Source organism: Carnobacterium pleistocenium FTR1 (assembly GCF_000744285.1).
Taxonomy (GTDB): domain Bacteria; phylum Bacillota; class Bacilli; order Lactobacillales; family Carnobacteriaceae; genus Carnobacterium_B; species Carnobacterium_B pleistocenium.
On sequence record NZ_JQLQ01000002.1, the window covers coordinates 80,133 to 105,405 of the forward strand.

25 protein-coding genes, 1 pseudogene and 1 other annotated feature are annotated in these 25,273 nt (G+C 33.9%); of the genes and pseudogenes, 16 read left to right on the forward strand and 10 right to left on the reverse strand.

The annotated features are described in order from the left end of the window. Positions 1-62 precede the first annotated feature (62 nt). Both BP17_RS00550 and BP17_RS00555 read left to right on the forward strand, forming a co-directional pair. Positions 63-1,106, forward strand: coding sequence for a hypothetical protein (locus BP17_RS00550; protein ID WP_035050929.1), 1,044 nt, complete (start codon positions 63-65; stop codon positions 1,104-1,106). Then, a complete protein-coding gene (locus BP17_RS00555) occupies positions 1,103-2,584 on the forward strand; it encodes a hypothetical protein (protein ID WP_035050930.1) in 1,482 nt (493 codons plus the stop codon). The genes BP17_RS00550 and BP17_RS00555 overlap by 4 nt, the downstream gene beginning before the upstream one ends. Before the next feature lie 161 nt (positions 2,585-2,745). Here BP17_RS00555 and BP17_RS00560 read toward each other — a convergent pair whose 3' ends face one another. Beyond that, positions 2,746-2,928: a hypothetical protein gene (locus BP17_RS00560; protein WP_035050931.1), complete on the reverse strand. Its 183-nt coding sequence runs from the start codon at positions 2,926-2,928 to the stop codon at positions 2,746-2,748. 734 nt (positions 2,929-3,662) lie between these two features. Next, positions 3,663-4,211: a hypothetical protein gene (locus tag BP17_RS00565; protein ID WP_035050932.1), complete on the reverse strand. Its 549-nt coding sequence runs from the start codon at positions 4,209-4,211 to the stop codon at positions 3,663-3,665. A 330-nt stretch (positions 4,212-4,541) separates the two neighbouring features. Here BP17_RS00565 and BP17_RS00570 point away from each other — a divergent pair, with 330 nt between their 5' ends. After that, positions 4,542-5,741, forward strand: a complete 1,200-nt coding sequence (locus BP17_RS00570) for an AlbA family DNA-binding domain-containing protein (protein ID WP_051910392.1) — start codon at positions 4,542-4,544, stop codon at positions 5,739-5,741. Between the two features lie 301 nt (positions 5,742-6,042). Here BP17_RS00570 and BP17_RS00580 read toward each other — a convergent pair whose 3' ends face one another. From BP17_RS00580 to BP17_RS00595, 4 genes are all read right to left on the reverse strand, one after another. Then, positions 6,043-6,732, reverse strand: a complete 690-nt coding sequence (locus BP17_RS00580; protein WP_035050934.1) for an MAE_28990/MAE_18760 family HEPN-like nuclease — start codon at positions 6,730-6,732, stop codon at positions 6,043-6,045. Next, positions 6,719-7,831, reverse strand: coding sequence for a DUF262 domain-containing protein (locus BP17_RS00585; RefSeq protein ID WP_035050935.1), 1,113 nt, complete (start codon positions 7,829-7,831; stop codon positions 6,719-6,721). Before BP17_RS00585 ends, BP17_RS00580 begins: the two co-directional genes overlap by 14 nt. Then, complete coding sequence (locus tag BP17_RS00590; RefSeq protein ID WP_035050936.1) at positions 7,831-9,111, reverse strand: DNA methyltransferase; 1,281 nt, start codon at positions 9,109-9,111, stop codon at positions 7,831-7,833. Before BP17_RS00590 ends, BP17_RS00585 begins: the two co-directional genes overlap by 1 nt. Before the next feature lie 152 nt (positions 9,112-9,263). Beyond that, positions 9,264-9,830: a recombinase family protein gene (locus tag BP17_RS00595; RefSeq protein ID WP_035050937.1), complete on the reverse strand. Its 567-nt coding sequence runs from the start codon at positions 9,828-9,830 to the stop codon at positions 9,264-9,266. Positions 9,831-10,148: 318 nt separating this feature from the next. Between BP17_RS00595 and BP17_RS13335 the strand changes: the two genes are divergently transcribed. Continuing rightward, positions 10,149-10,313: a hypothetical protein gene (locus tag BP17_RS13335; protein WP_156955983.1), complete on the forward strand. Its 165-nt coding sequence runs from the start codon at positions 10,149-10,151 to the stop codon at positions 10,311-10,313. A gap of 519 nt (positions 10,314-10,832) precedes the next feature. Then, positions 10,833-12,128 (forward strand): metallophosphoesterase, encoded by a 1,296-nt coding sequence (locus BP17_RS00600; protein WP_051910393.1) that lies wholly within the window; start codon positions 10,833-10,835, stop codon positions 12,126-12,128. Positions 12,129-12,479: 351 nt separating this feature from the next. Here the strand turns inward: BP17_RS00600 and BP17_RS00605 are convergent, their stop codons facing one another. The 3 genes and pseudogenes from BP17_RS00605 to BP17_RS13595 all read right to left on the reverse strand — a co-directional run. Continuing rightward, positions 12,480-13,304, reverse strand: a complete 825-nt coding sequence (locus tag BP17_RS00605; protein ID WP_035050938.1) for an ABC transporter permease — start codon at positions 13,302-13,304, stop codon at positions 12,480-12,482. Further along, positions 13,301-14,233 (reverse strand): ABC transporter ATP-binding protein, encoded by a 933-nt coding sequence (locus BP17_RS00610; protein WP_035050939.1) that lies wholly within the window; start codon positions 14,231-14,233, stop codon positions 13,301-13,303. The genes BP17_RS00605 and BP17_RS00610 overlap by 4 nt, the downstream gene beginning before the upstream one ends. Positions 14,234-14,270: 37 nt before the next feature. Then, a pseudogene (locus tag BP17_RS13595) lies at positions 14,271-14,494 on the reverse strand (IS1380 family transposase); the annotation flags it as partial. A gap of 541 nt (positions 14,495-15,035) precedes the next feature. On the opposite strand from BP17_RS13595, the gene BP17_RS00615 reads away from it, so the two are divergent. Both BP17_RS00615 and BP17_RS00620 read left to right on the forward strand, forming a co-directional pair. Beyond that, on the forward strand, positions 15,036-15,740 hold the full coding sequence (locus BP17_RS00615) for an FAD-dependent oxidoreductase (protein ID WP_035050941.1): 705 nt from the start codon (positions 15,036-15,038) through the stop codon (positions 15,738-15,740). A gap of 708 nt (positions 15,741-16,448) precedes the next feature. Continuing rightward, positions 16,449-16,693 (forward strand) — a binding site (T-box leader). 244 nt (positions 16,694-16,937) lie between these two features. Next, on the forward strand, positions 16,938-17,192 hold the full coding sequence (locus BP17_RS00620; RefSeq protein ID WP_035050942.1) for a hypothetical protein: 255 nt from the start codon (positions 16,938-16,940) through the stop codon (positions 17,190-17,192). Here BP17_RS00620 and hisJ read toward each other — a convergent pair. Beyond that, positions 17,189-17,971, reverse strand: coding sequence for a histidinol-phosphatase HisJ (hisJ, locus tag BP17_RS00625; RefSeq protein WP_035050943.1), 783 nt, complete (start codon positions 17,969-17,971; stop codon positions 17,189-17,191). The genes BP17_RS00620 and hisJ overlap by 4 nt on opposite strands. Before the next feature lie 147 nt (positions 17,972-18,118). Between hisJ and BP17_RS00630 the strand changes: the two genes are divergently transcribed. The 9 genes from BP17_RS00630 to hisIE are packed head-to-tail and all read left to right on the forward strand — an operon-like array spanning position 18,119 to position 25,063. After that, positions 18,119-18,949, forward strand: a complete 831-nt coding sequence (locus BP17_RS00630) for an ATP phosphoribosyltransferase regulatory subunit (protein WP_035050944.1) — start codon at positions 18,119-18,121, stop codon at positions 18,947-18,949. A gap of 12 nt (positions 18,950-18,961) precedes the next feature. After that, positions 18,962-19,564 carry an ATP phosphoribosyltransferase gene (gene hisG, locus BP17_RS00635; RefSeq protein ID WP_035050946.1) on the forward strand — a complete coding sequence of 201 codons (603 nt, stop codon included), beginning with the start codon at positions 18,962-18,964 and terminating at the stop codon, positions 19,562-19,564. After that, a complete protein-coding gene (hisD, locus tag BP17_RS00640; protein WP_035050948.1) occupies positions 19,564-20,823 on the forward strand; it encodes a histidinol dehydrogenase in 1,260 nt (419 codons plus the stop codon). The genes hisG and hisD overlap by 1 nt, the downstream gene beginning before the upstream one ends. Further along, the gene (locus tag BP17_RS00645) at positions 20,820-21,818 is read left to right on the forward strand and encodes an aminotransferase class I/II-fold pyridoxal phosphate-dependent enzyme (RefSeq protein ID WP_035050949.1); all 999 of its coding nucleotides are present in this window, start codon (positions 20,820-20,822) and stop codon (positions 21,816-21,818) included. The genes hisD and BP17_RS00645 overlap by 4 nt, the downstream gene beginning before the upstream one ends. Continuing rightward, positions 21,815-22,393 carry an imidazoleglycerol-phosphate dehydratase HisB gene (gene hisB, locus BP17_RS00650; protein ID WP_035050950.1) on the forward strand — a complete coding sequence of 193 codons (579 nt, stop codon included), beginning with the start codon at positions 21,815-21,817 and terminating at the stop codon, positions 22,391-22,393. Before BP17_RS00645 ends, hisB begins: the two co-directional genes overlap by 4 nt. Then, positions 22,390-22,965, forward strand: coding sequence for an imidazole glycerol phosphate synthase subunit HisH (hisH, locus tag BP17_RS00655; RefSeq protein ID WP_035050951.1), 576 nt, complete (start codon positions 22,390-22,392; stop codon positions 22,963-22,965). Before hisB ends, hisH begins: the two co-directional genes overlap by 4 nt. Continuing rightward, positions 22,962-23,672, forward strand: a complete 711-nt coding sequence (gene hisA / locus BP17_RS00660; RefSeq protein ID WP_035050952.1) for a 1-(5-phosphoribosyl)-5-((5-phosphoribosylamino)methylideneamino)imidazole-4-carboxamide isomerase — start codon at positions 22,962-22,964, stop codon at positions 23,670-23,672. Before hisH ends, hisA begins: the two co-directional genes overlap by 4 nt. After that, positions 23,665-24,429, forward strand: coding sequence for an imidazole glycerol phosphate synthase subunit HisF (gene hisF / locus BP17_RS00665; protein WP_035050953.1), 765 nt, complete (start codon positions 23,665-23,667; stop codon positions 24,427-24,429). Before hisA ends, hisF begins: the two co-directional genes overlap by 8 nt. Next, on the forward strand, positions 24,422-25,063 hold the full coding sequence (gene hisIE, locus BP17_RS00670; protein WP_035050955.1) for a bifunctional phosphoribosyl-AMP cyclohydrolase/phosphoribosyl-ATP diphosphatase HisIE: 642 nt from the start codon (positions 24,422-24,424) through the stop codon (positions 25,061-25,063). The genes hisF and hisIE overlap by 8 nt, the downstream gene beginning before the upstream one ends. Positions 25,064-25,273: the final 210 nt, after the last annotated feature.

Sequence of the window (25,273 nt, forward strand, 5' to 3'; positions counted from 1 at the left end):
CATCTATACAATATGGTATTGAATCTTAAAATTGAAAATTGTTTGTTAAGGAGAAGATAGAAATGTTGCAAAAAATGGTATCGAAAAGAAATGCATTACCGACAGTATTTGGATTTGAGTTTCAAGTTATTGCTGGACTGATAATAACATTGAGAAACTTAAAAAATGTAAAAAAAATTGCTATTGAAGGACCACTTGAAGACATAGAGTTGGAATTGAATAATGGGAAATACATATATGCTCAAGCTAAGTCTGTTGTGGAGCCTTTGGAAGAAAAAGGAAATTCTGATAAATTTAAAGAAGGGTTAGTTACATTAGATGAAGACTCTAGTCAAAAGGATGTAGAGAAAATAATTTATGTATCTAATACTTATTATCCATTTGGAAAACGTGAGAGTAATAGCAAGGCTTATTGGCCTTTAGGTGCAACGTCCTCCATATATTCTTATGAAGAACTTAAGGATTCAACCTTGATAGACAGTTTTGTCCTAAGTCACGCAAAAAATAATCCAGACTTTGATTTAAATAAACTTGAAATTCATTTCCATAAATTTCTTAATACTCAAGATGAAGAAACCCGTTACTCTCTTGTATATAATGAGATAAATAAATTTCTTGGGAAAATTAATATAAGTTATACGCCTTTTCGTGGAGATGTATATAGAATTTGGCATTCTAGGTTTCATCAAACTCAAATAAACAGACAATCTTTAACAAAAGAAATGTTTTTATGGCCCTTGATTGTAGAACTTACAGAAAAAACTAAAGATCAATCGGAATTTGTTGATTATTTTGAACTTGAAGATGAGCTAGTCTTAGAGGTCAGTGAGGCTTACCACTCATTAATAGACAGTTTAGCTAATACTTTTGAAATCTCAAACTTGATTATTAATGACTATAATAAACTAGTAAGAAGGGGAGATCTTTCGAATTATAAAGCAAACAAAAGAATCTTTACGTATATTGACTCATACTGGGAAGTATTTCAGCCAAAAATATTTATTGGTAATTTAGAAATTCAAGAGTTAGTTGTAAAACTTGTAATGTGGAGAATATTAATAAGTAAAAGATTAATTACTAAAGTTAAGGAGGAGAGTGGCTTATGAAATTTATCAGTTTAAAAATTGAATATAAGGAGAAAGTAAGACGATTTGATTTCCATGAGAGTACAACACTTATTTATTCAAAAGATAATAGTGTAGGTAAGTCAACTCTACTTCGTATGCTTTTCTACAGCATAGGGTATCCAATTCCAGGAACTGAATCAATCCAATTCAAAAATTTACACTTAGAATTAGAAATAAATTCCTTAAAAGGTCCAATTATTATTCAGAGACATAATAGTAAGATGAGCATGCTAACTGGTGACAAAACTTTAAGTTATTTCCTACCACTAGAACATGAACATGCATTAGCCTATATTTTTGGAACCGATGACTTAAGAGTCTTAAATAATATTATCGGATCAATATATTTAGATCAAGATAAAGGTTGGACATTATTAAATCGAGGAAAAGTCATTGGCAATATTCAGTTTAATATTGAGACACTAATTGAAGGTCTAACAAATTCTGATGTTGAAATTCTGAAGCAACAACTTAAGTATAAGAAACAGCAAAAAGAAAAGTACAAAGGTTTGAAAATAATTAGTTCATATAAATCAGTATATTTAGAATCAGAATTACAAGTACCAAGAAGTGAAGTTAAAATATTGACTGATGAGCTATCAATTCTTGGAAGTGAAAAAAAAATTATCGAAAATCAACTTAAAGAAGTGAATAAGTCTATTAAGCAAAATAAAGATTTAATGAAAATTATTGAAAAAATGGAGCTAGAAGTCAGTGCCGAAGTGAGTGGTGAAAATATTTCTGTTAATAAAAATACTATTATAAACTATAATTCTTCTTATAATTTTTTAGATGCAAGGAAATGGCTACTAAAGGAAAAACTGGCAAATATTGATAAAGATATAGAAAAAGACCAAGTTCAACTAATGAACTTAAGTGGACAAGGAGAAATTTTAAATACAGAATATAATTCTAAAAAAGCTGATACTTTAATTGAACAAATTGAGATAAATGAAGAAGATGTTAATTATCATATCGAGTTACTTAAAAATGAAATTAAATCACTGCAAGTACAAATCGATAGTATCTTATCAAACAACTCAGAAGTTATCGATAAGATGAACGAGCTTGTTCTTGTTTATTCAGAACGTTTAGGAGTGGAAAAATATATTAAAGACAGAAAGAATTTCCTTTTCACTAATAAATTGAAAGGATTTTCAGGTACGGTTCTTCATAAATTAGTTGTAAGTTATAAATTAGCTTATATTAAAGTCTTGCAAGAATATTTAGGTTTTCAACTTCCCATCGTCTTGGATTCACCAAGTGGTAGAGAAATGACAAATAAGAATATTGAGAAAATATTCTCATTAATTCATGAAGAGTTTCCAAAAAACCAAATAATCATTGCTTCAATCTATAAAAGCAAGGTGTTTGAGACCGATAAAATAATTGAACTTACTGAGAAAGAAAAAATATTTGAAGGAACAAATGAAATTGATATGTTCATGATTGATTAAGGAAGAAAATTTAACCTCTAGTATAAATTTCATATATTTAGGACCTTAATAAATATTTTTTTCTTATAGATTATAAGTGTCTGACAAATTTTTAGACGGTTAAAAAAAGTATGGGCAAGTTAGTTCTATCCCTAGTGTCCATACTTTTTAGTTTAAATTATTTAAATTTTACCATGGGAAATATTCTCGTCTGTTTCATCTTCAATGAATTTGTTAATGCGATCTTTTTGAGCTTGATCTCCTTTTTGATATATGTCATCTATCATATCTGAAAATTCTTCTGTAGACATGTTATCGACGTAATTTTTAATTTCTGGTGACCATTCTTTTTTATATTTACTCATATATGTTCCCCCCTGTTTTTTATGTGATATTAGTGTTGACTCCTAAAATATATACCTTTTTAATTGTGTCGGGTTATCTGTATTTTTAATCGCTATGTCCGGCTTACATATACTAGGTCTTCGATTTAAGCATTGCTGTCTATAATTATTATGTACCCTCAATATATAACATATACACTTAAAGTACTCATATAATAAATAAAGATAATATATGTGAAGATAAAAGTAAGCGTTATTAAGATAGTTCTATTTTAAAGTTTGACTCTACGTAGTTATAACTCAAGGTTATTGACTATAATTTTATGAAAAATTAAAACAGTGTAAAGATGAGGATCCAGTGTATTATGGAGTATGTGGTATAGAACAGAATATAGTAAATCAGCTATGCAAGGTGGGAAACTGACTACTAGAATGTAAAGGATGCTAGCTATCAATACAAGTACAGTTTCAACATAAAAAGCTATACAACAACCATGATTGATTGTTGTATAGCTCTTTTTTACTTACTACTATGTCATGTTAAACTGGATAATAATTTAAAGATACTTAGAGATATATTTAGAAATCGATGATTCACTTGTTTAATAATTTAATAAAGGAATCTTAACAGTTAAAGAATATTGATAGTCAAAATTATAAAGTAATCAACTTATGTAATAAAATTTTTTTAGTCGAAGTATAGATTATTGTATATTAATGTAAGTTGGTTTGATACTATTATAATTATAAAATTATTAAAATCGACTGTATTCATTAGTCTCTAACGTACAACCGGCATAGTAGTATTTAACATCTTCTAAATAAAGAAAAATTTGCTTTTTATTTGAATAAGTTGATGTTCTGATTATAGGCATAACTATGATAAGTAGGGCTATTACAGTAATCGTAACAGTCAATAATGATACTATAATGAGGAACAAATCGTTCTCATATAAAATTTCGTTTTGCTGAGAGAAAAATAGGTTTAAAAGGAAGCCTGCAGGAACCCAAAATAAAAAGAAAAAAACTTTTGATATAAAATTAAAAGAAGTAAGAATAGCATTTTTTTCTTCAGTTAAATATTTTTCAATTTGATTTTGTAGCATTTCTATATCTTCTTTTTGATTAAATCCTTGTTTTTCTAATAACTGTTTGAAAAGGATAAGTTCATTATGAGGAGTAATCAAATTTCTTTCTAACTTATTCGTTTTGTAATATAGAAATAATAAACAAATTATTGCTATAAGAGGAAGACCCCAGATAAAATTATCTAATTGCTTGTCAAACATTATTAATACAAGCATTATTATTAATGACAGCTCCATAAGGATAAAAATACTAGAAACTAATTTGTTGTTTTTTATAAAATAAGTAAACTTATTTAATGTTAATTTGTTACTTTGAAAACTTTGTTTAGCAATTCTTTCAACTAAATAGTAATAATTATTGATACTTAAAACATCCTTTTTAATTCAAGATAGTTAATAATACCGACCTCATATATATGATAATATAAAAAACATGCATTATATAATAATAATATCGGTAATAATATTGAAATATTTAATAAACAAACCATTCACAATTTAATACATATGATGTAAAGAGTATTTGAAGGAAAGGAGATTTTTATTATGTATGAATTAATTAATCGAGAGGTGGTTATTAAATTAATTAATTCACCTGAAGATGACCGGCATGATTTTAAACAAGAATGGTATAAAGAGGGACAAAAATCTGAAATGGTGAGAGATATTTTCAGTTTTGTAAATACAGTACATAATGAATCATGTTATCTAATATTAGGAGTAACTGATCAGCAAACAATTATTGGAGTAGAAGAAGATTTTAATCGAATGAATCAACAAAATATGATTGATTTTATCAGCCACTTGCCTATTGCGAATGATGCTATTCCTAAAATTTATGTTCAAAGTATAGAATTAGAAGGACATGAGATTGACATTATAGTGATTCCGAACACAAATGACGTTCCTGTTTATTTGTCTTCAAAATATCCTCGAAAAGGGCAAGGTAAGCCTCTTACTCCAGGACAGATTTTTTCTCGGATAGGAGATGTAAATACCCCAGTTAATGAAACTACAAACTTTTATCAAGTTCAATATTTATGGCGAAAACAATTTCATTTGAATGTTCCTATCCAGGAGCAATATAAATATGTGCTAAAGGATATAACTAATTGGTCTTATATAGAACAAGAAGAAAATATGGGTTTTGTATATAATTTAAATCCAGATTTTTTTATTTCGATGGAGGATGATGATCAAAATCGAAATGAGGTAGAAGCATTAAGTATTGATCAAATTAAAGTAAGAATGGGATGGAATTACTTAAAATTAAAATATAGAAATCTAACGATTATTTCTATATTGATAGTATCTCTTGATGAAGCTAGACACCATACTGTTGTTCCCAATTATAGGTTTATTAAAAATAGCAGTGGTAACCAACGTCCTTTATCATATTACGGAATGTTAGAAGATACATTTGAATACTTAGTTGACTATATGATTAACACTGCTCCGAATTCTTTTACTAGTTATGACAATTACTCAAGTGAACATGCTAAAAAAAACATAGTGATTTATCAAAGTGAGAAAGAAGAAACAATAGTACAAAATAAAATAATAAAAGACTATCCAGAATTATCAAAATTAATAGAACCAACTTCAGAAGAAATAGAGTTATTTTCTCGAAAAGTAAGATCTGAAATTAATATAAAAACAGAATATGATAAAGAAAACATCCAATATATTCTTCGTCAAAGAAATTTAGCTCAGTTAATCAATAATGATATAATCAATCAAAAATGAAATAGTTGTTTTGTATTGTAATGAAAATTTCCAAATATATATTTAAATGTACCACTTTGACTAAATAATAGTCTTTTATCAATAAAGACAGTATTCATAAATATCTTTATTGTGTGAATTAAATGGATTATAAATATATGCGTTTCGAACTCCATACAATTATTGATAGCATTTTTGTTTTCATTTTTTTTTAATAAATACTTCATCTAAAAATTTAGGCTCTAATTGAAAAATCAAAATATTAATGTAATCCATAGTATTCTGATTTTTTTAATCTCCAGTTTAAAGAACCGCATAAATATTATCTTGTGGTCTCTAAGTAAGAGTCGCAACGAATTGCCTCATTTATTATTTTACGAATATTATTCATTAGTTCTTTAACATTAGATTCTAACCCTTCGTAATCAGGTTCAGTTATTCCCCGCTTTCTTGATCCATGAGAAATTGCATTTCTATAGCCAAGAAGCTTATTAATAGTGTTTTCTGAAATATCTAGTTCTTCAAAAGGAAATCCTAAGCGATATAAAATTTTTTTCAATACAACAGCCTTTAAGTTTGATTCAGTATCTACAATACTTTCGGGTATATTTACAGTTTCAGTTAAAAAATTAGTAAACTCATTAACAAAAGTTGCTTGACGTGAATATTTGTGTAATTTACTGTCTTCAGGTAATTCCTTTTTGAATCTAGAGTCTCTTTTTGAATCATTTCCAACAGCTAAAAAAACTTCATGAAGTGAAGATGTTCTAATAGATAAATTGACATCAGCTCTAGTTACTTGTTCTAAATTAATAGTCTGGATATATATCTGGAAAGCAGATTTACAGAATCCTTCATAATAAGAGTAGAGCATTACTACTAATGATTTTCTATATCTATTTTGTTCTTCTTCTTTTTCTATTAGTGAAAGCTGATTTTTGAAAAAAACTAGCTCCTCAAATCTCCAGGTGAGTTCCTCCTCTATTTGACTAATAATATCAATTTTGTCCATATAATTTTTTTACCTTTGATTCTACGAAACCAATCCTATCATTTAAAGGATTAATAGCATTTTTACCTCCACCTGTTGTTAATCGTCGAAACTCTTCGTCAGCTTTAATTTCCATAAATAGTATTTTTAGATTATTTATTTCATCGTCATTTTCATCATTAATTAAGTCAAGTGACGATTGTATTCCAAGTGAGAATGACTCAAAATTATACACTGAAAATCCACTAGTAGCATTACCATTTGCAGAGAGTCTTCCAAAAACTTGATTACCCATAGTTTTATTAAGAATTCTAAATGTTTTATTGAATATTTCTCTTTCTTTACTGATATCGTAATTCTTTTCTAGTAATTCTGTAGTTGCGTATTCCATGTATTCAGTTAAAAAATCACTTACGTCATGAAGATAGTTACCAATGTTATTTTTTAATGATAAAAATCTTAAAGCTAATTCCTCATTGTATTTACTGTTTAATTTTGTAAGGCTTATATTTTTGATGGTCTCTTTAAAAGATTCGTTATTACTTAAGGTAATTAAAAATTCATTAAATTCAGAATCTAATAATCTAATTGTACTATTTCTTAACTCTTGATCACTTAAAACTTCTCCACCAGTATTGAGTCTTTTAAACATATAATATCTTAAACGAGAATCACTTTCTTTTCTCAAAATTTCTACCCGAATAAAATTTCTTTTTAATTTTATTTCTAAAGGCTTAGGCAGTGTATCATATGTTAATCCATTTAAGTCTTCAACAATATCACAATCAACCAAAGTTAACTGTGTACCCTCTTCTAATTTACCACGAAAGTTAAGGTATGATGATATACGCTGTAATCCGTCTATTAACTCATAGATTCCTTCCTCCAATTCAATAACAAATATTGGTGGGATAGGTAGCTCTAACAAAAGAGACTCAATAAAGCGAGATTGTTTCCCCACTGACCATCTAAAAAGTCTTTGAAATTCTGGTTGAATAATTAATTCTCCATTAGAATGCATATCTAGTAATTCGTTAAAAGAAAGATCTAGAGATCTTGTTCGTATAGAATTAATATTTTCCTCAACCTTCTTAATTAAATCTATTCCTTCAATTGTCATTATATACTCCTCTCAAAAACAAGCACAGTTTCTTTTGGTTTAGTAATATTCCTATAATTTTTAGTATTTTTATTTATGCTAACCATGGTATTTTTCTTTTCAAAGTCTTTCTTTAACAAAAGACTCCAGTTGTAGTTTTCAAAAATTTCTTTGAAAACTAAAGCTAAATCTAAATAAATATCTTTATAGAAAGAGTCTTGTACGACAATGTAAACTTTTGCATTAGTTTTGCTCACTCTATTAATTTCAGAAATAGAATGATTGATGCCTTCAAAATACTGCATGTATTGACGCCTGTAATACGTTTTAGAAGCTTTAGATTGATGAAGATTAACAGAATAAATAAATTTTTGTGCTGTTATACTAAAATTTAACATATCTTGATTAGATTCACTTAATATTTTTGTTGTACCAATCATTTTTTTTCTTAGTTCTTCAAACTGGCTATCGTTACTAATACCTAAAATAGCTAATTCTAGTCTTGTGCTAATCGTATAATCAATTCTTGTACAATATGGAGGAGAAGTGATTATCAAATCAATACTGCTATCCTCTAGAGGTATGTTTCTTGAATCTGCAACTTTTAGATTAATATTTTTTGATATAATTTTTGGTCTATTCTTTAAAATTTTTGTTTTTTCTCTGAGTTCTTTTACAAAATAATTTTCAAATTCTTTTTGGGATATTTTTATTTTCTCGTCTTGTTTTTTTGCAACTTTAATCCATGTAGGATTTGAAGACCTAAATTTTCCAGAGATTTTTTTTACTGTCTCAAAAAGAATAAGATAATAGAATGCTAGCAATCTATTATTTACTGAATTATCAAAACAAAAATTTTTTTTTAAAATAAAATAATTTGATGAGGATTTATTTTTATGGGATAAGCTATTACGAAACTCCATTTCAAGATTTCGAATATTTCTAACAGAAGTTCTAGTAAACCAACTTTCTAATGGGTCTCCTATAATATCTTTATTGCTAAAATGACGGGTAGCATTGAAACTAATTTCTTTGTATTCATTGAACTCCAACATTTCAGCAGCAGAGATAACTGCCATAGCAGGATTAATATCAAACCCATAAATATAATTCTCTCCCAAAGATGCTGCAACTCTGGAAGTTGTTCCACTACCATTCCATGGATCAAGTATGTTCATATTCTTAACAGGGTAATTTAATAAAATATTTGTTACAAATTCTGTAGAAAAACCAGCATAATATTTATATAATAATGAAACATCGTTTGATCTGTACCTAGGGTTTATAACTTCTCTATTCATATTTATTTTTCTCTACTCTCTTTTATCTCTATAAGCATAGTATAACATTTTTAATGTGTGCCTTAAAAAATAATTTATTTTAAATAAATGGAAATATTCTAACTGCAGTTTTGTTGGTATTAAAATTTTTTTATTCAGTTAATTTAATTAGTTTAATTGAAATTTTTCAATTCTCTCTCTTTTATCTTTCTATATAATGATCCTTGAGAGATACCAGTGATCCGTATAATGTCTTTAACCGAATAATGTCCCGAATCATATAAGCGTAAAGCATCTTTTACCTTTTGTTTGTCCATTAGTGGTCTACCAAGCTTCACTCCACGTGCTTTAGCGGATGCTAAGCCTTCATTCACTCGCTGTACCGTCAAATCACGTTCCAATTGAGCAATTACGGCCATCATCTGAAACATAGCTTGACCTGTTGGAGTAGAGGTATCTAAATTCTCTTTTAACGAAATAACTTCTACTCCTTGTTCTTTAAGTTCTTCAACCGTAGACAGAATATCTAGCGTTTTTCTACCTAAACGACTAATCGATTCAATAATAACGATATCCCCTAATCGAACTGTATTAAATAAGCTATCTAAACCTGCGCGTTTTTTTTGTGTACCTGTAAATTTCTCTTGAATGAGTTTATCATATCCAACTCTTTCTAATGCGTCTAATTGACGGTAGAGTTCTTGTTTATCTGTTGATACTCGAGCATAAGCAATCCGCATAATTCCACCTCTTTAAAAAGTTTCTTCTATTAATATATGTAAATATATTTAACAAAAAAAGATAACACTGTATCCTTTTAAGTATATCATTAAACGTCTTATTTGTAATGGTATTTGGTAATCATTATGGGAACGTATTTTGGTAATGTTAAAAAAGCTGATTTTAAAAGAGTTTTTATTGTTTTTGTTTTTGTATAAACTCAGTTCCCAAAAACACTTGTTTTTAGTAATAATAATTATGACAAAATATTGTAATTAAATAAACGAGTTTACTCTTTTTTCATCTATATTAATAATAGACAAGGAAGGGGTCGAGAAATGTATACAAATGGACAAGTCATTATAGAAAAAAATTTTTTTGAAATTAAATTAGTTACAGCGCGTACTGAAATTATTTATATATTAGACACGGAAGAAAAAGCATATGAACTTTTTATAAAACTCATTTTAGATACTGAAAGAAATAGAGATTCATTAAAATAGTATTGGTATGGAAAAAAATCTAAAATAAAAATACTTAGTAGATATTCTTACAGCGGTTCGTTCGACAATAACAGTTTTTATAATAAAATAATGCAGTTACTGATTAAAACTGTAGAATGTTTAAGAGAATTTACTGAATTTAATTTATATCTAAGAATACTGTTAATGATCATTGAAGGCACAACATGGTATAACAAAACAAGGTGCTCCATATGATAAGTGTGCTTTTTGCATATAAAGCAATAATTGTCAAAAAAGAACAAAAGTATAAAGTTAGCTATTAGCACACTAATATTATAGGAAAAACTAGCATAGGATGGTTAGTAAATATCAGAATAAACAACGCATATTTTTTTAATATGAAATAGTCGTTATCGATGGAGAAGAGATTACAAATTTAGTTAAAAAGTATCAACTGTATATTAATAAAGAACAAACGTATAATTCAAAAGCATATCGTTATTTAGAAAGTAACAATAGTTTAGGAAAAGTTGTTGTAATGAATGGAGAATAGACGAAATGAAAAGACGGTTAATTGTATTGGCTTTAGGATTATCCTTCTTTTTGACAGCCTGTCAATCTGATATTGAAACTGAAATGAACGAGCAGGTCGTCCCTCATGATGATATTTCTATAGTGATTACCAGTGATTTACACTATTTATCACCGGAACTGACAGACTATGGCGACTACTTTATGAATCTAATCCAGAATTCTGACGGGAAGCTGACCCATTATACTCCAGCAATCACAGAAGCTTTTGTTGCGGATGTAGTGGCAATGAACCCGAATTCCGTGATATTGAGTGGAGATCTGACATTGAATGGACATAAAAAGAGTCATGAAGGGTTGATTGAATTACTTGAACCTATCGTTGAGGCTAATATCCCAGTATTCGTTATCCCTGGTAATCATGATATCGGTGGAAAGGCTTATAGCTTCGATAATGAAGGTATTTACGAGTCTGCAGCAGTAGACAGTGAAGAATTTTTAGAACTGTATGACGAATTTGGCTATAAGCAGGCGTTATCGAAAGACACATCTTCTTTGAGTTATGTTGCGCAAATGACTGATAAAGTATGGGTGCTGATGCTTGACGTGAATGGATATAATTTAAACGGAGAAATTCCCGAAAAGACGCTCGAGTGGGTTGAGGAACAATTAGTTCTCGCGGAGGAATCTTCTGCTACCGTTTTGGGTGTTAGTCACCAGAACTTAAACATTCATAATCGTCTTTTTCAGTCTGGTTATAAAATGGGAAGAGCAGATGAACTAGCTGCATTATATCAGAAATATAATGTTCAGCTGCATCTAAGCGGTCACTTGCACTTGCAAAATATTATTGAAAATGAAGGCGTAACTGAAATAGCTACGTCCAGTATGGCGATCACACCCAATCGATTTGCCACGCTTCAAATTAATAAAGATTTATCAATGGCCTATTCGACACAACCGGTCGATGTCTCGTTATGGGCAGAAAATAAAGGCAGTACAGATGAGAATTTATTGAATTTCTCATCCTACTCCAAAACATTTTTTGAAGAGACAACTGAGTTGAAATTTCTTGAAAGCATAGAATCTCTTGATATAGACACCACAGAAAAGAAACGGATGATTGCATTCGCCATTGATTTCAATACACATTACTTTAATGGGACACTTACTGAAGAAGTATACGATGAGCAGATTATAGCATCATGGGAGAAACATCTTCCAAATGAGTTCTTAACCAGATATTTCAATAGTATCGACGAAAGTGAGCTTGGTGATAAAACCAACTGGAAATTGCCTGCAGATAATCTTGTTAACAATTAATACATTCGTTGCCTAGAAGATGTCAGTTGAAAAACATCGATTTTTTCTCAAACGTAAAAAGTTCGGTTAGCAATTCAAATAACTAATAGAGCATGTCAAATATGGCCACCGAAAATACAGAATACAAACTGCGTTTTCGGTGGCTTGATTTAATTTTATAATTGAAAAAAGGTCTGATTTGTCAAATTAAGCTAGATAAAAATTGTTTGCTGGTACTAACGGATGCTAACTTTCTATCGAATCCAAGTTTTAACCTGCATCCCTGACTAGTCTTTTTCTTATCTGTTCTTTTCTTTATAAACCACTGAATTCCTGAAGAAGCCCGCTCACGGTAAGAGAAAAAATTTCTCTTTATCTTCCACCTAATGGACTACGCGATATCTTATTGAAGTCTGCTCGAACAAAGGAGTTCGTCGCCAAAAATAAGAATAACGTGCCAAAAGCTGTAATGATGATTCCACTCATCCAAGGTGTTACTATGAAGCCATTGAAATCAAAGGCCAAACCCAGTTCCACCCATTCTGTTTGTGTCAATCCGCCTTTTTCTAGCATGATGGTTCTAAAGAAAGCTGTCGTATAGGTCATGGGATTGAAATACGCAATAAATCGAAGAACGTCAGGTAAAAAGGCAAGTGGGATATATGCTCCGGATAAGAAAGTAAATGGAAGGACGACAGCTTGTTGTACGACTTGAAAAGTGGAAGAGCTTTTGACCATTGAAGCTAAGAATAAGCCTAATCCTGAAAAAACTAATCCGACTAGCATCAAGGACAATAAGACATAAATGATGGTATACCAATAGTCAAAGCTCAAGCCAGTAAAGAAACCGAGTATCAGTATCAAAATCCCTTGTGTGGTCGCTATTGTAGCCGCTGATAAAATTTGTCCCAGGGCTACTTGAAAACGACTGGTCGGACTCACTAAGATTTCTTTCATATAACCTGAAACAGTATCATCGATTGTCGAAGTCGCAATATTCAAAGAGGTTTGGAATACCGTTGCTACAATAATCCCTGCAAGTAAGAAAGCGGTTGGATCTTCTACTTGATCTGTTTGAAAAATAGACTTGAAAACATAAAGGAAAAAAAAGGGAATGACTAATGATGTGATGAGTTTGACTCGATCACGAACGAATCCTCTGATGTTTCTGAGCCATAGTGCAGTGATTGTTCTCATTCTGTGGCCTCCTCTCTAATTTCTTTACCTGTGATTTCTAAGAAGACGTCATTCAGTGTCCCTTTTTTGATTTCCAGATCTTTTAATTCATTTTTGAACTGTCCGACAAACTGCAGAAAATGTTGAACTGTATCTACATCTATATCGATATAAAAAGTTTCTTTTTCTTTTTTATACGTGTAGCCATCCCTTTTCAACGCTGCTTCAAAAACATCCAGATTACTCACTTTTACGATGGCTTTATCTTTCGTGTAAAGCCGTTTCAAGTTTTCAGGTGTATCGTTTACCATTATTTTTCCATTATCCATAATGGCTACATGATCACAAATTTCTGCTTCATCCATATAATGTGTAGTCAGAAAAATAGTGATATTTTTTTCCTTTTGTAGCCTGGTAATGTATTCCCACATCCTATTTCGCGTTTGCGGATCCAGGCCGCTTGTTGGTTCATCTAAAAATAAAACTTTTGGATAATGCAACAACGCGCGAGCTATTTCTACTCGTCGTTTCATTCCGCCTGAAAGACTAGACACACTTTTATTCTGCCAATCGAGTAGATCAATAAGGGTTAATACAAAATTGATTCGATCCTTTACCTCCTGTTTAGGTACCCCGTAAAAAGCACAGTGCATTTTCAAGTTCTCATTCACCGTCATTTTTTCGTCTAATGTTTGCGATTGGAACACTACTCCGATTGCTTCACGTACGGCATCTTTTTCGGTTGAGACATCTTTTCCGTCAATCAACAATGTTCCCGCTGTTTTTTCCATCATCGTACATAATGTATTGATCGTTGTACTTTTCCCCGCTCCATTTGGTCCCAGAAAGGCAAATATACTGCCTTCTTCTACTTCAAACGAGACATCATCTACTGCTGTAAAATCCCCATATTTTTTAGTGTAATTCTTCACTTCAATAATTGGTTTCATGATTTTTTCTCCTTTTTATTTTTCACCTTACCTATCAAATTTGATCCAAAATCGGCTTATTCAAAAAAATTCTATTATCAGGCGTATGATAGGTTTGATTATCCTTGATATGGAGCAGTCGATCCGCTGTATCAGAAAAACCGAAGGTATTCATCAGTTCTTTGACTAAAACGAGACCTGAGTCACTCGATATTTGACCCCGGTGTGAGAAATAGTGATGGGTAAATTGATATTAATTTGGGTTTTGTGCAAGCTAATTATTAAGAGAACTCCTTTCTTTTGGTTGGTTTAGACACCTTAACCATAGCAGAAAGGGGCTCTTTTTTATCACGTAATAGATGTGAAAACGGCGTAATTTATAAATCCTGCCGTGAAGCAATTTTTACAAGATTCAAACAATAGTATGAATCTTTCAGGTTCATAGCTATGTTATAACATCGAGTTTTTGATTGGTCAAATTTAAACTAGACAACTGAAAAATCAATTAACAGATCAGATATTAAATCCACCAAATTTCAGTACTTTTATTATATTTTTGTGGTTAGTTTGTTCACAGAATTCTATTTTATTTTTCAATCACATCGTATTTAGTTGATTCTTGCTAATAATTCACGATATTAACTAGGTTTATAAATTGACACCTAAATAAGTAGCTATTAAAATTTGGGTAAGAGTGATCACAGTAAAAATGATACGTTAAAAAGGAAGACACGTAAAGAAATCAACTTAGTAAATTTCAAAAAGCAGGTTAACTCACTGAAGTGTTACTTATAAGACAATATGAGCTGAACGGAGGGAGAAAATGAAATTTAAGGATGTTAAAGGTGTGATTAAAAAAGGAGAATTTTCAGTTGAGAGTATTGAAAATTTATATGGGGATTATTATACGGTCAAACTCAAAAATGATGCTGGCATAACCTGGATACCAGGAGAGCACGGTGTTTTTACTTTGCCAGGTAAAAAGATTGAAGGAAGAAAGTACCGGTTGTTTTCAGTAGCGTCTGTGCCAGAAGAAGGCTTTATATTAGTTGGTACACGGACTGGAAAAGAAAGTAGTAGTTTTAAAAAAGCCTGGTTGACGATGAAACCTAATGAAAAAGTGGCATTACGTGGTCCATTCGGCTGGCTTAAGATTCAAGACGAAACCTCTCCAATCGTCATGTTCGCAAGTGGCGTCGGTATAACACCAATCCGAGCATTGTTAAAGCAAGTAGAGTTCACTACTAATCGACCAATAGAAGTTGTTTACTCATCATCAGGATACTATTTATTTGGAGTTGAAATCGAGAATATAGCCAGTAAAAATCCAGTGATCCAGTTATATAAAATGACTTCACGAAAAGAAACAGCTGCAAAATTGGATGAACTAGCTGATCATTATGGTAATGCAGCTTATTACTATAATTCAGGGGCCACTGCTGTAATGAGGTCAGTAAAAAAACAATACAGTAAAAAAGGAATCAATAAAAATCGCATTATTTCGGATTTATTCCTAGGCGCTAAGTGAAAGTTAATAAAAGTACCAATATATTTAAAGGTAATGTATTTTCGTTATTTTTTAATCGTAAGCACTCAGCATTGCTATTGAAGGCTGTGATGAGTCAGAGCGTTCGATTGTTGTAACTTTGACCATTAATGAACGAACAAGACAAGCAGTCTTTAAAGCACTGAGAAAAGCTTATATCACAAGATATTTTCTATTGATTATAGGGCATTATATTTGTTTTACACCGTCTTCTAATTGAAAAATACCTCTTTCGCATATAGTACGGAAATATCATTGAAGACCGTACTTACGGTTCTTTGGCTATTCGTACAAATGTGAGGGAATACGATGCGACCTACACCATTTCACCAAATAAGAATATGAAAGAACCTTGGAATATCGACTGGAGATTGTACAAGGAACAACATTTGGTGGAGTGTTTTTCAATAAATAAAAAATCTTTCGTCATATTTGCCACTCGTTAAGATAAACTTGCAACGTCGCACTTAGCTTTTGTTTATATAATAGCTATTTTTACTTTAAGGAAATGTTTTTTAAACTACCTCTAGTTGGATTATTAAAAATAGTCTTTCTAAAAATAGAAGTATAAACACAAAAAAAGCAATTTGATTGAATGAAATTGTATTTTTATAAAAAATTAATTCCTTTTTGTTTACAAATCATTTTTTATATGATAAATTAAATAACAATTAGAAAATGAATAGAAATACATAAGCTTTGAAAAGAAAGAGTAAGTACAGGATGTTATTAGAGAGTGTGCGGTTGGTGAGAGCACATAAACAAAATGTATTGAACACATCTTTGAGCTAATCGGTGAAACCATTCTTGGGAATAGCTGGATTCGGGAATCGCACCCGTTACAGTGCAAAAGTATGATAGTACTTTCTGAGATTGATGCTGTGAAGTATCAATAAATTGAGGTGGAACCACGTGAGAAAACTCCCGTCCTCTAGCATTATTGCTAGAGGACGGGAGTTTTTTTGTTTTCTATTGAAGTTTTGTAAGATAAATTAGTTCTATTACTTTTTAATATTGATAAATCAGTTGGATCACTTACCTGAAATTACTGGAGGAATAGGGTTGCTTGTAGCCGTGTATTGGATTCAATGAGAATTATAAAACGTTAACGCTTCAGCGATTACGATTTGTTTGAAGCTTGAAAGCTTGAAGACTTCTTTTTAGGCTTCAAGTGTTCCCATGGCTTCACGAGCAAACCCGTCCATTCCAGAAGAAATTTCTTTTAAAACACCACTACCATTTTTAAGCAATCGATATGAGGCTATGATCTTTAGCGTTGATAGATTTTATTTTGAAGCATCCAAATCTTTTGACCTAGAGCCAATAAATTGTGGATTTGGAATTTTGAAAAATAAAGGAGGCATACAAAATGAAGAAAAAATCAATGAGTTTCTGGATAGTTGCAACAGAAACTCACTTCTCTCGAACCTTTAAAATTCTTCAAGGGATGAAAAGTAACGTCCGATGTCTTTTGCTTGATGAGCATCAGAACCTGTTTCATAATGCAGTCCAATTTTTTTGGCATATGTCATCATGTCGGCGTCTGGATAAGTCTTCTGATAAAGGGGCTTGTCCATCCCGGCAAAGTTATAGTCTAATCGGTAATGGTTCATGTTAGCTAAATCCATTAAGGCTTCCCATTGGATAGGATCTTCAACGCTATACGCTTTCTGGAATTTATGAATCAAGTTTAGATGGCCAATCTTTTTAGGTGTCCATTCGCCAAAAGGAAGAGACAGTGCCTTGGTGAGCGTTTCTTCATAACGACGGTACATTGTTTCAAAATCGATAGATGTTCCCATTTGGACAAAAGAATCACTGTCATAGTCGATGCAGAAATAGTCATTGGGTCTCAATTGAAGAAAGTGAACACTCAGTATGGAATGGTCAATGCATTCTGGATACTTCTTCAAAAACTCGATTGTCTCTTTTTCATGACCTTCAATATAGTCTACTTCGAATCCAATATGGATACGGATCCTTTCCGCATACTTGTGTTGCAAGTCTTTCAAAGTACTGATATAGCGTTCCACATCTTCCATTCTCATAGCGCTGTCCTTTTTAGGAACAGGGTCTTTGATTGGCAAAGGAGCGTGTTCGGTAAAGGTCAATTCTTTTAATCCTTTTACTAGCGCTTCTTCGATATACATTTCTATCGAATCAGACGAAGCATGTGGACAATAATTTGTATGGATATGAGTGTCTCTTTTCATTTTTTTCTCCTTTTTTAAAAAGTAAATTAAAAAATTTAGGCTATTCCTATCTTTATAGTAACATGCCTTTAAAATTGGATGAAATAGTTTCTTATTTAGAGAAGAGAATAGGTAAAACCAATTAAACAAACTAGGAGTGAGACAACAATGAATCAAATTCGAATGAACCAAGATTTAATGAAAATAAAGCAGAAAGAGATGGAATTTCTGAATCATTTTCAGCAACGTAGCTATGAGTTGATTGATTTAGGAATGGTAGAATCTTTTCAATGGAAAGACTTGTCTCAGGACGATTTACATTTGATGGAACGTCGGCATAAATGGGAAAGAAACGGGACCTTGTTTGCTTTACGTAGCGATTGGACGAATGCCATTGTGCGCTACCGTAAGAAGTACCAGCTGCATGCTGATAAAATTGCTTATGTTGGATCGGTTTATACCGTTGATAGTGAAAGCAAGCAAATGGGAGTCGAAATTTTCTCAGCGGATGTGAAGCAGCAGTTTAAGGTCTTGGAAGATATGATTTCTTTCTTACAACAGGAGCTGCATACGACACTTTCAGTAGGCGTCATCAGTCATAATATGTTGTTAAAGAAACTGTTAACCAAAGAGGAACAGGAGGATGACTTGGTTCAGCAATACATTAAGGACAGAAACTATGATGCATTGGGTTCCCGTTTAGGAAAAGAGCATCTGTTAGTTAGAGTGATGAAAGAAGCCCCTGCTGATCAAGCGGACTATTTGAAAAAACACTTTCCTGAATTAGCAGATCAATTAAAGGAAATTGAGCAGTGGCAAGATCGACTAGATGCATTGGGAGTTGAGTATGTTTATGCTGATTTATTAGCCGTCCCTATGCAATCGTATTACAAAGGAATTTTCATTCACGTTTATGAAAAAAATACAGTGAATCCCATTGTATCTGGCGGACAATATACAAGTTCTTCAAAAGCTTTCGGAATGGCAATAACAATATAAGGGAGTGTCAGTATGATAACAATTGCTTTATCAAAAGGAAGACAACTGAAAGATTTCATCGATTACCTTGATTCCATTCAATTGACTGAATGGTCAACGGCATTGAAATCAGTATCAAGGGAGCTAGTCGTCCTTATAGAAGATATTCGATTTTTACTTGTTAAAGGAGAAGACGTTCCGGTCTATGTGGAAGAGGGGATAGCCGATTTAGGAATAACTGGGAGCGATGTCTTGTTTGAACAAAATCGAACGCTGAATAACCTAATGAACTTACCCTTTGGTTATTGTCATTTTGCTTTGGCCAGTAAGCAACCTCAAAAAGAGTACCCAATTGTGGCAACTAAATATGTACACTACACCCAGCGTTATTTTAATACCATCATGCAACCGGTCAAAATTATTGCCTTGAAAGGTTCGGTTGAATTGGCTGCAACAATCGACATGGCGGATGCCATCATGGATATTGTTCAATCCGGGACCACTTTACGTGAAAACGGGTTGAGCGAACAAGTAAGACTAGACGAGATCAACGCGCGCCTCATTTCCAATAAACATGCTTATTTTTCAAAGTATGAAGAAATTCAAAAAATTATCAATGTATTGAAGGTGAATTGATGTATACAGCAGAAGAATTTAAAAAACAGTATAAGTCTGCAAATCAGACCGATCTTTCCAAGGCCAAATCAGTAATGGATATCATCCAAACAGTTCAAGAAAGAGGAGATGATGCCCTGATTAATTATGCGAGACAATTTGATGGAGTGGAATTGGATGCGGATCAGTTGGAAGTTCCAATAGCGGAAATGAAGAAAGCCTACGATGAATTGGACAGCGAACTGCGCGATGCATTGGAAGAAGCGTATAAAAACATTTATAAGTATCAAACGTCCATTAAATGGTCCACCATGCCGAAGTCAGAACTTTATCAAAATATTCAGCCTTTAAATCGAATAGGGATTTATGTGCCTGGTGGAAAAGCAAGTTATCCGTCAACGGTCTTGATGACAGCCACTTTAGCCAATGTAGCTGGAGTAAAAGAAACCATCATTGTCACTCCTCCTCAACCGGGCGGAATCAATCAGACCACATTAGCCGCCTGCTTTATTGCTCAAGTCGATCACGTCTATCAATCAGGCGGAGCACAAGGCATAGCCGCAATGGCTTATGGAACAGAAACGATTCCAAAGGTTGATAAGATAGTAGGACCTGGAAACCAGTACGTGGCATTGGCAAAGAAACTGGTCTATGGGGATGTTGGAATTGATTCTATTGCCGGACCTTCCGAAATAGTTTTGGTGGTGGATGAGACGGCCAACGCAGAATGGGTAGCCTTAGATGTGTTGGCTCAAGCTGAACACGATGAGATGGCTCGTACCTTTTTAATCAGCTCCAATAAAGAAATGTTGGCTGCTGTTGAAGCAGAAATCGACAAGCAAAAAATGAAGCAAAGCCGGTTAAGTGTGATCAACGGAAGCTTGAAAGACCATCATTATCCAATTTTGACTAGTAGCCAAGGAGAAACCATTGAAATCGTGAATTTGATTGCTGGAGAGCATGTATCCATCCAGACAGAGAATGCTGAAGAGTACATTCCTGAAATAAAAACAGCAGGAGCTCTTTTCATTGGCCCCTATTCTCCAGAAGCAATCGGGGACTACGTGGCAGGTCCAAGTCATGTTCTGCCAACCAATGGGAATGCGCGATTTGCCAATGGATTGACGGTAAACGACTTTCTGCGAACCAATTCTGTGATCCAGTTGAAAAAAGAAACGTTCCAACAAATGGCCCCTTTCGGCATGCGCATTGCAAAAGAAGAAGCATTACAAGCACACCATGATTCTCTTGCTGTTAGGTTGAAGGAGGAAGAAAAATGATTCGTATCCACAAAAATGAAAGCCCGTATCGTTCATTGACCGATGAAGAATTGCAAGAAATTGTATTAAAAACGCCTTTCAATCAATATGGAGATGATGAGTACAAACAGCTGGCGAAAGTGTACGGAGCATTCAATGGACTGGACCCTGAATTGGTCAGTTTTGCCAACGGTTCAGATGAATGGATCCAAAAATGCATGATGGTTTTAGGAACGGGTCCGGTAATGACTTTTGAGCCAGATTTTTCAATGTATGAAGAATACGCCAATCAATTGAAGCGTCCTATATTTAAAGTGAAGTGTAACGAGGATGGAGCCTTTGATTATGCCAGTACACTTGTCCAGATAGAAACCATTAAACCCTCATTCTTCATCTTTTCTCAGCCGAACAATCCGCTTGGGATGCTTCATCCAGAAGGATTTGTCCAAGCTGCGGCCGATTTGATGCAAGAACTGAATGGGTATTTGATCATCGATGAAGCGTATATGGACTTCGCGGAGCAAAAAGCTATTCGTCCAGCAGGGGAACACGTTATTATTCTGCAGACACTTTCTAAAATATATGGTTTGGCAGGCTTACGTATCGGAATAGTGACCAGTAGTGCAGCAACGATGGCTTTGTTGAATTCAATCGCTCATCCTTATCCAATAAATACGTTATCGATTAATATAGCTGCATCTTTATTCGGAAATCCAACGAAGCTGGCAACCTTTATGCATCAGCAAAGAAAGTTAGCTGAGAAATTAAAAGACATTTTTAAGAAAGAAGTCAGTGATGTGATGACTGTCTTGCCAAGTCAAGCGAACTTCGTTTTTACTTACGGTGAAGGTGCTTTGGCATTAGGGAAGTACATCCAACAAAGGGGCTTTCAGCCAAGAACGTACCCTGATTCGTCCCATCCCTTACTGCAAAAAGCGGTCCGTTATTCAATAGCGACAGATGAACAATTAACGCAACTAGAATCAATTGTAAAAGAATGGAGAGGAAGACAATGACCGTATCGATCGAACGCATTACCAAAGAAACGAAAATTCGCATGTCCTTGAAACAAGGTTTTGAACCGTCTAGCATTGAAACAGGGGTTGGTTTTTTGAACCATATGCTCAATCTATTTGCTTTTCATGGCCATTTTGTCCTAGATCTGATAGTTGAGGGTGATACAGATGTGGATGCTCATCATACGACTGAAGATGTTGGCATCGTATTGGGCCAATTGTTGGCTGAATTAAGTAAAGAAAAAGGAAGCATAACCCGCTACGGTACAGCCTATGTACCGATGGACGAAACATTGGCTCGCTCAGTAACGGATATTAGCGGACGCCCTTATTTGCACTTGGATGCAACGTTCTCAAAAGCGACTGTTGGAACGTTTGATGTGGAACTGGTTAGAGAGTTTTTCTATGCGGTCGTCATTCATGCCCGTTACACGACCCATCTAGATTTAATCAGGGGAGGAAATACGCACCATGAGATTGAGGCTTTATTCAAAGCATTTGCTCAAAGTGTTCGAATAGCGCTGAGTGATTCAGGTGTCAACCGTCTGCCTTCTTCCAAAGGAGTGATTGAATGATCGCGATTATGGATTATGGTTTGGGAAACATTGCCAATTTGACTAATGCCATCCGGTTTCTGGGCTATGAGGTAGAAGTAACCAAAGACGAAGAGGCCCTTCGACAAGCAGATACTATTATCCTGCCAGGTGTCGGACATTTCAAAGATGCCATGGAACGAATTCAGGCACAAGACCTGGTTCCTTTATTGAATGAGTTGAAAGAAACCAAACTAGTGGTGGGGATTTGCCTGGGCATGCAGTTATTGTTTGAGCACAGTGAAGAAGGGGATGTCGACGGTCTTGGCTATTTGCCTGGTACAGTTGAAAAAATCATTAGCTCGCACCCTGTACCGCATCTAGGATGGAATGCGTTGCACTCAACTCTTCCAAGTTTGAATGGAGATGTGTATTTCATTCATTCTTATAAAGCAGTCACCAACGAAAACATTGTCGCTACAGCTGATTATGGGCAAGATGTGGTAGCAATTGTGCAAAAAAAGAACATTTTAGGTATTCAATTCCATCCTGAAAAAAGCGGAGAAATAGGATTGGCAATTTTAAATCAAGCACTCCAAGGAGGATTTAAATGATTGAGATATGGCCAGCAATCGATTTGATCGACAATAAAAGTGTCCGCCTGACAGAAGGGGATTACGCAACCAAAGAAGAAATGAAGCGCACACCTGAAGAAGCGATTGCTTTTTATACTCGCTACCCGCAAGTCACACGTATTCATATTGTTGATTTGATGGGAGCAATCGAGAAAAAGCCAACTTCTAGCGCTTATATCGAAACACTCTTGAAAAAAAGTACCGTTCCGATTGAAATCGGTGGGGGAATCCGTTCTGAAAAGACGATCCAGCATTACCTTGAAGCAGGAGCTTCTTATGTCATTGTTGGAACCAAGGGTCTTCAGGATCGAGAATGGCTCGCTGAAATGACCACACGCTATCCTGGAAAGATTTACTTGGGACTTGATGCGAAAGACGAGAAAGTCGCATTGAATGGCTGGACAGAAGTCAGTGAACAGACCATTTACGAGGTAGCCGAAGCGGTAAACGAGTTGCCTTTAGGCGGGATCATTTACACAGATATTACAAAAGATGGAAAAATGGGGGGTCCAAATGTGGAAGTGACCGGTGCATTAGCCAGGTTATCCAAACACCCTATCACGGCTTCAGGCGGCATACGCAGTTTCGAAGACATTCAAAAATTAGAGAAAGCTGGCGTTACTGCAGCGATTGTTGGGAAAGCAGCCAACACACATGCTTTCTGGGAGGGACTAGACAATGATTAAAAAACGGATCATTCCCTGCTTGGATGTTAAAGACGGCCAAGTGGTCAAGGGCATTCAATTTAAACAATTAAGAATAATTGGCGATCCGGTTAAGATGGCGAAACAATACAATGCTCTCGGAGCGGATGAACTGGTTTTTTTAGATATTTCTGCAACAGAAACCGGACATGCACTCATGCTTGATGTCATCCGCAAGACAGCTAAGGAATTGTTTATTCCTTTAACTATCGGAGGGGGCATTAAAAATCTGGCAGACATCTCCCAACTACTCAATGCAGGAGCGGATAAAGTCAGCTTGAATTCTGCTGCACTGGCAAATCCTGCGTTCATTAAAGAGGCTAGTGAGAAGTTTGGCTCGCAATGCATCTGTATCGCGATTGATGCACAATGGGAACCCGAAGAAGAGGACTGGTTCTGCTATACTCATGGTGGGAAAAAGCGAACAGCTAAGCGAACGCTCGAGTGGGTAAAAGAAGTTGAGGCATTAGGTGCTGGAGAATTATTGGTCACCAGTATGGATTATGATGGAATGAAACAAGGGTTTGATCATCGGTTATTAAAGCTAATTGAACAAGCGGTTCATATTCCGGTCATTGCTTCTGGAGGTGGCGGGAACGCCCGACACTTTGCAGACTTATTTAAGGAGACCAATGTATCTGCCGGATTGGCCGCTTCTATTTTCCATGATGAAGAAATCTTGATTGCTGAAGTAAAAGATAGCTGTTCTACGAAAGGAGTACCGATGCGTTATGTCTAATTATGATGATTTGAAGCCTGATTTTTCCAAAGGGTTGTTGACGGTTATTTTGCAACACTTCACGAATAAAAACGTACTAATGGTTGGGTACATGAATGAAGAGGCTTTTGAAAGTACAAAAAAAGAAGAAGTGGTTTGGTTTTATTCCAGAAGCAAAGAAAGGTTATGGAAAAAAGGCGAAAGCAGTCAGAATGTCCAATATGTAAAAGAAATGTATTTGGACTGCGATCAAGATGCGTTGCTCATATTGGTAAACCCAGCAGGCCCAACGTGTCACCGAAATACGGAAAGCTGTTTTGATGTCGCTCCAGCATTTACGCTGAAAGATATCGAGCAAACGATTCAAGATCGGGTAAAGGAAAAAGTAGGGGATTCCTATACAAATTACCTGTTAACAGAAGGAACCGATAAAATAGCCAAAAAATTTGGTGAAGAAGCAGTTGAAGTCATCATTGCCGCAAAAAATGCAGACAAAAAAGAGACTGCCAATGAAACAGCTGACTTGCTCTACCACCTTGGAGTATTGCTGCATGATCAAGGCGTTGCCGTTGATGATGTTGCTGCAGTGTTGGCTGAACGTCATCAAAAGAATAACAATTTCAAAGGTGAACGAAAAAGTATAGATGTCTGGTAGATAGTAAGTACACAGCAAAAATCGGATAGTCTTTAAATCATTAACTAGTTAGAAGGTAAGGAAAAACGCTATTTTGCCAAAAAATAGCGTTTTTCCTTTTTTAATGGATAAATATAACAAAAATTTGGTAAAAGAAGATAAACAAGCTTAATTCAATACGCATAAGAACCAACCAATTACAGGCTTTTATTTCGTAATAGCAGATAGCTA

Bases quoted from the DNA above. Each gene is read 5' to 3' on its own strand.
- BP17_RS00585 (WP_035050935.1), bottom strand. From the start codon at position 7,831: ATGACAATTGAAGGAATAGATTTAATTAAGAAGGTTGAGGAAAATATT.
- hisF (WP_035050953.1), top strand. From the start codon at position 23,665: ATGATTAAAAAACGGATCATTCCCTGCTTGGATGTTAAAGACGGCCAA.
- BP17_RS00565 (WP_035050932.1), bottom strand. From the start codon at position 4,211: ATGCTTGTATTAATAATGTTTGACAAGCAATTAGATAATTTTATCTGG.
- BP17_RS00590 (WP_035050936.1), bottom strand. From the start codon at position 9,111: ATGAATAGAGAAGTTATAAACCCTAGGTACAGATCAAACGATGTTTCA.
- hisH (WP_035050951.1), top strand. From the start codon at position 22,390: ATGATCGCGATTATGGATTATGGTTTGGGAAACATTGCCAATTTGACT.
- BP17_RS00645 (WP_035050949.1), top strand. From the start codon at position 20,820: ATGATTCGTATCCACAAAAATGAAAGCCCGTATCGTTCATTGACCGAT.
- BP17_RS00570 (WP_051910392.1), top strand. From the start codon at position 4,542: ATGTATGAATTAATTAATCGAGAGGTGGTTATTAAATTAATTAATTCA.
- BP17_RS00620 (WP_035050942.1), top strand. From the start codon at position 16,938: ATGGCTTCACGAGCAAACCCGTCCATTCCAGAAGAAATTTCTTTTAAA.
- BP17_RS00555 (WP_035050930.1), top strand. From the start codon at position 1,103: ATGAAATTTATCAGTTTAAAAATTGAATATAAGGAGAAAGTAAGACGA.
- hisD (WP_035050948.1), top strand. From the start codon at position 19,564: ATGTATACAGCAGAAGAATTTAAAAAACAGTATAAGTCTGCAAATCAG.
- BP17_RS00560 (WP_035050931.1), bottom strand. From the start codon at position 2,928: ATGAGTAAATATAAAAAAGAATGGTCACCAGAAATTAAAAATTACGTC.
- BP17_RS00615 (WP_035050941.1), top strand. From the start codon at position 15,036: ATGAAATTTAAGGATGTTAAAGGTGTGATTAAAAAAGGAGAATTTTCA.
- BP17_RS00580 (WP_035050934.1), bottom strand. From the start codon at position 6,732: ATGGACAAAATTGATATTATTAGTCAAATAGAGGAGGAACTCACCTGG.
- BP17_RS00610 (WP_035050939.1), bottom strand. From the start codon at position 14,233: ATGAAACCAATTATTGAAGTGAAGAATTACACTAAAAAATATGGGGAT.
- BP17_RS00595 (WP_035050937.1), bottom strand. From the start codon at position 9,830: ATGCGGATTGCTTATGCTCGAGTATCAACAGATAAACAAGAACTCTAC.
- BP17_RS00550 (WP_035050929.1), top strand. From the start codon at position 63: ATGTTGCAAAAAATGGTATCGAAAAGAAATGCATTACCGACAGTATTT.
- hisB (WP_035050950.1), top strand. From the start codon at position 21,815: ATGACCGTATCGATCGAACGCATTACCAAAGAAACGAAAATTCGCATG.
- hisIE (WP_035050955.1), top strand. From the start codon at position 24,422: ATGTCTAATTATGATGATTTGAAGCCTGATTTTTCCAAAGGGTTGTTG.
- hisG (WP_035050946.1), top strand. From the start codon at position 18,962: ATGATAACAATTGCTTTATCAAAAGGAAGACAACTGAAAGATTTCATC.
- BP17_RS13335 (WP_156955983.1), top strand. From the start codon at position 10,149: ATGTATACAAATGGACAAGTCATTATAGAAAAAAATTTTTTTGAAATT.
- BP17_RS00630 (WP_035050944.1), top strand. From the start codon at position 18,119: ATGAATCAAATTCGAATGAACCAAGATTTAATGAAAATAAAGCAGAAA.
- hisA (WP_035050952.1), top strand. From the start codon at position 22,962: ATGATTGAGATATGGCCAGCAATCGATTTGATCGACAATAAAAGTGTC.
- BP17_RS00600 (WP_051910393.1), top strand. From the start codon at position 10,833: ATGAAAAGACGGTTAATTGTATTGGCTTTAGGATTATCCTTCTTTTTG.
- hisJ (WP_035050943.1), bottom strand. From the start codon at position 17,971: ATGAAAAGAGACACTCATATCCATACAAATTATTGTCCACATGCTTCG.
- BP17_RS00605 (WP_035050938.1), bottom strand. From the start codon at position 13,304: ATGAGAACAATCACTGCACTATGGCTCAGAAACATCAGAGGATTCGTT.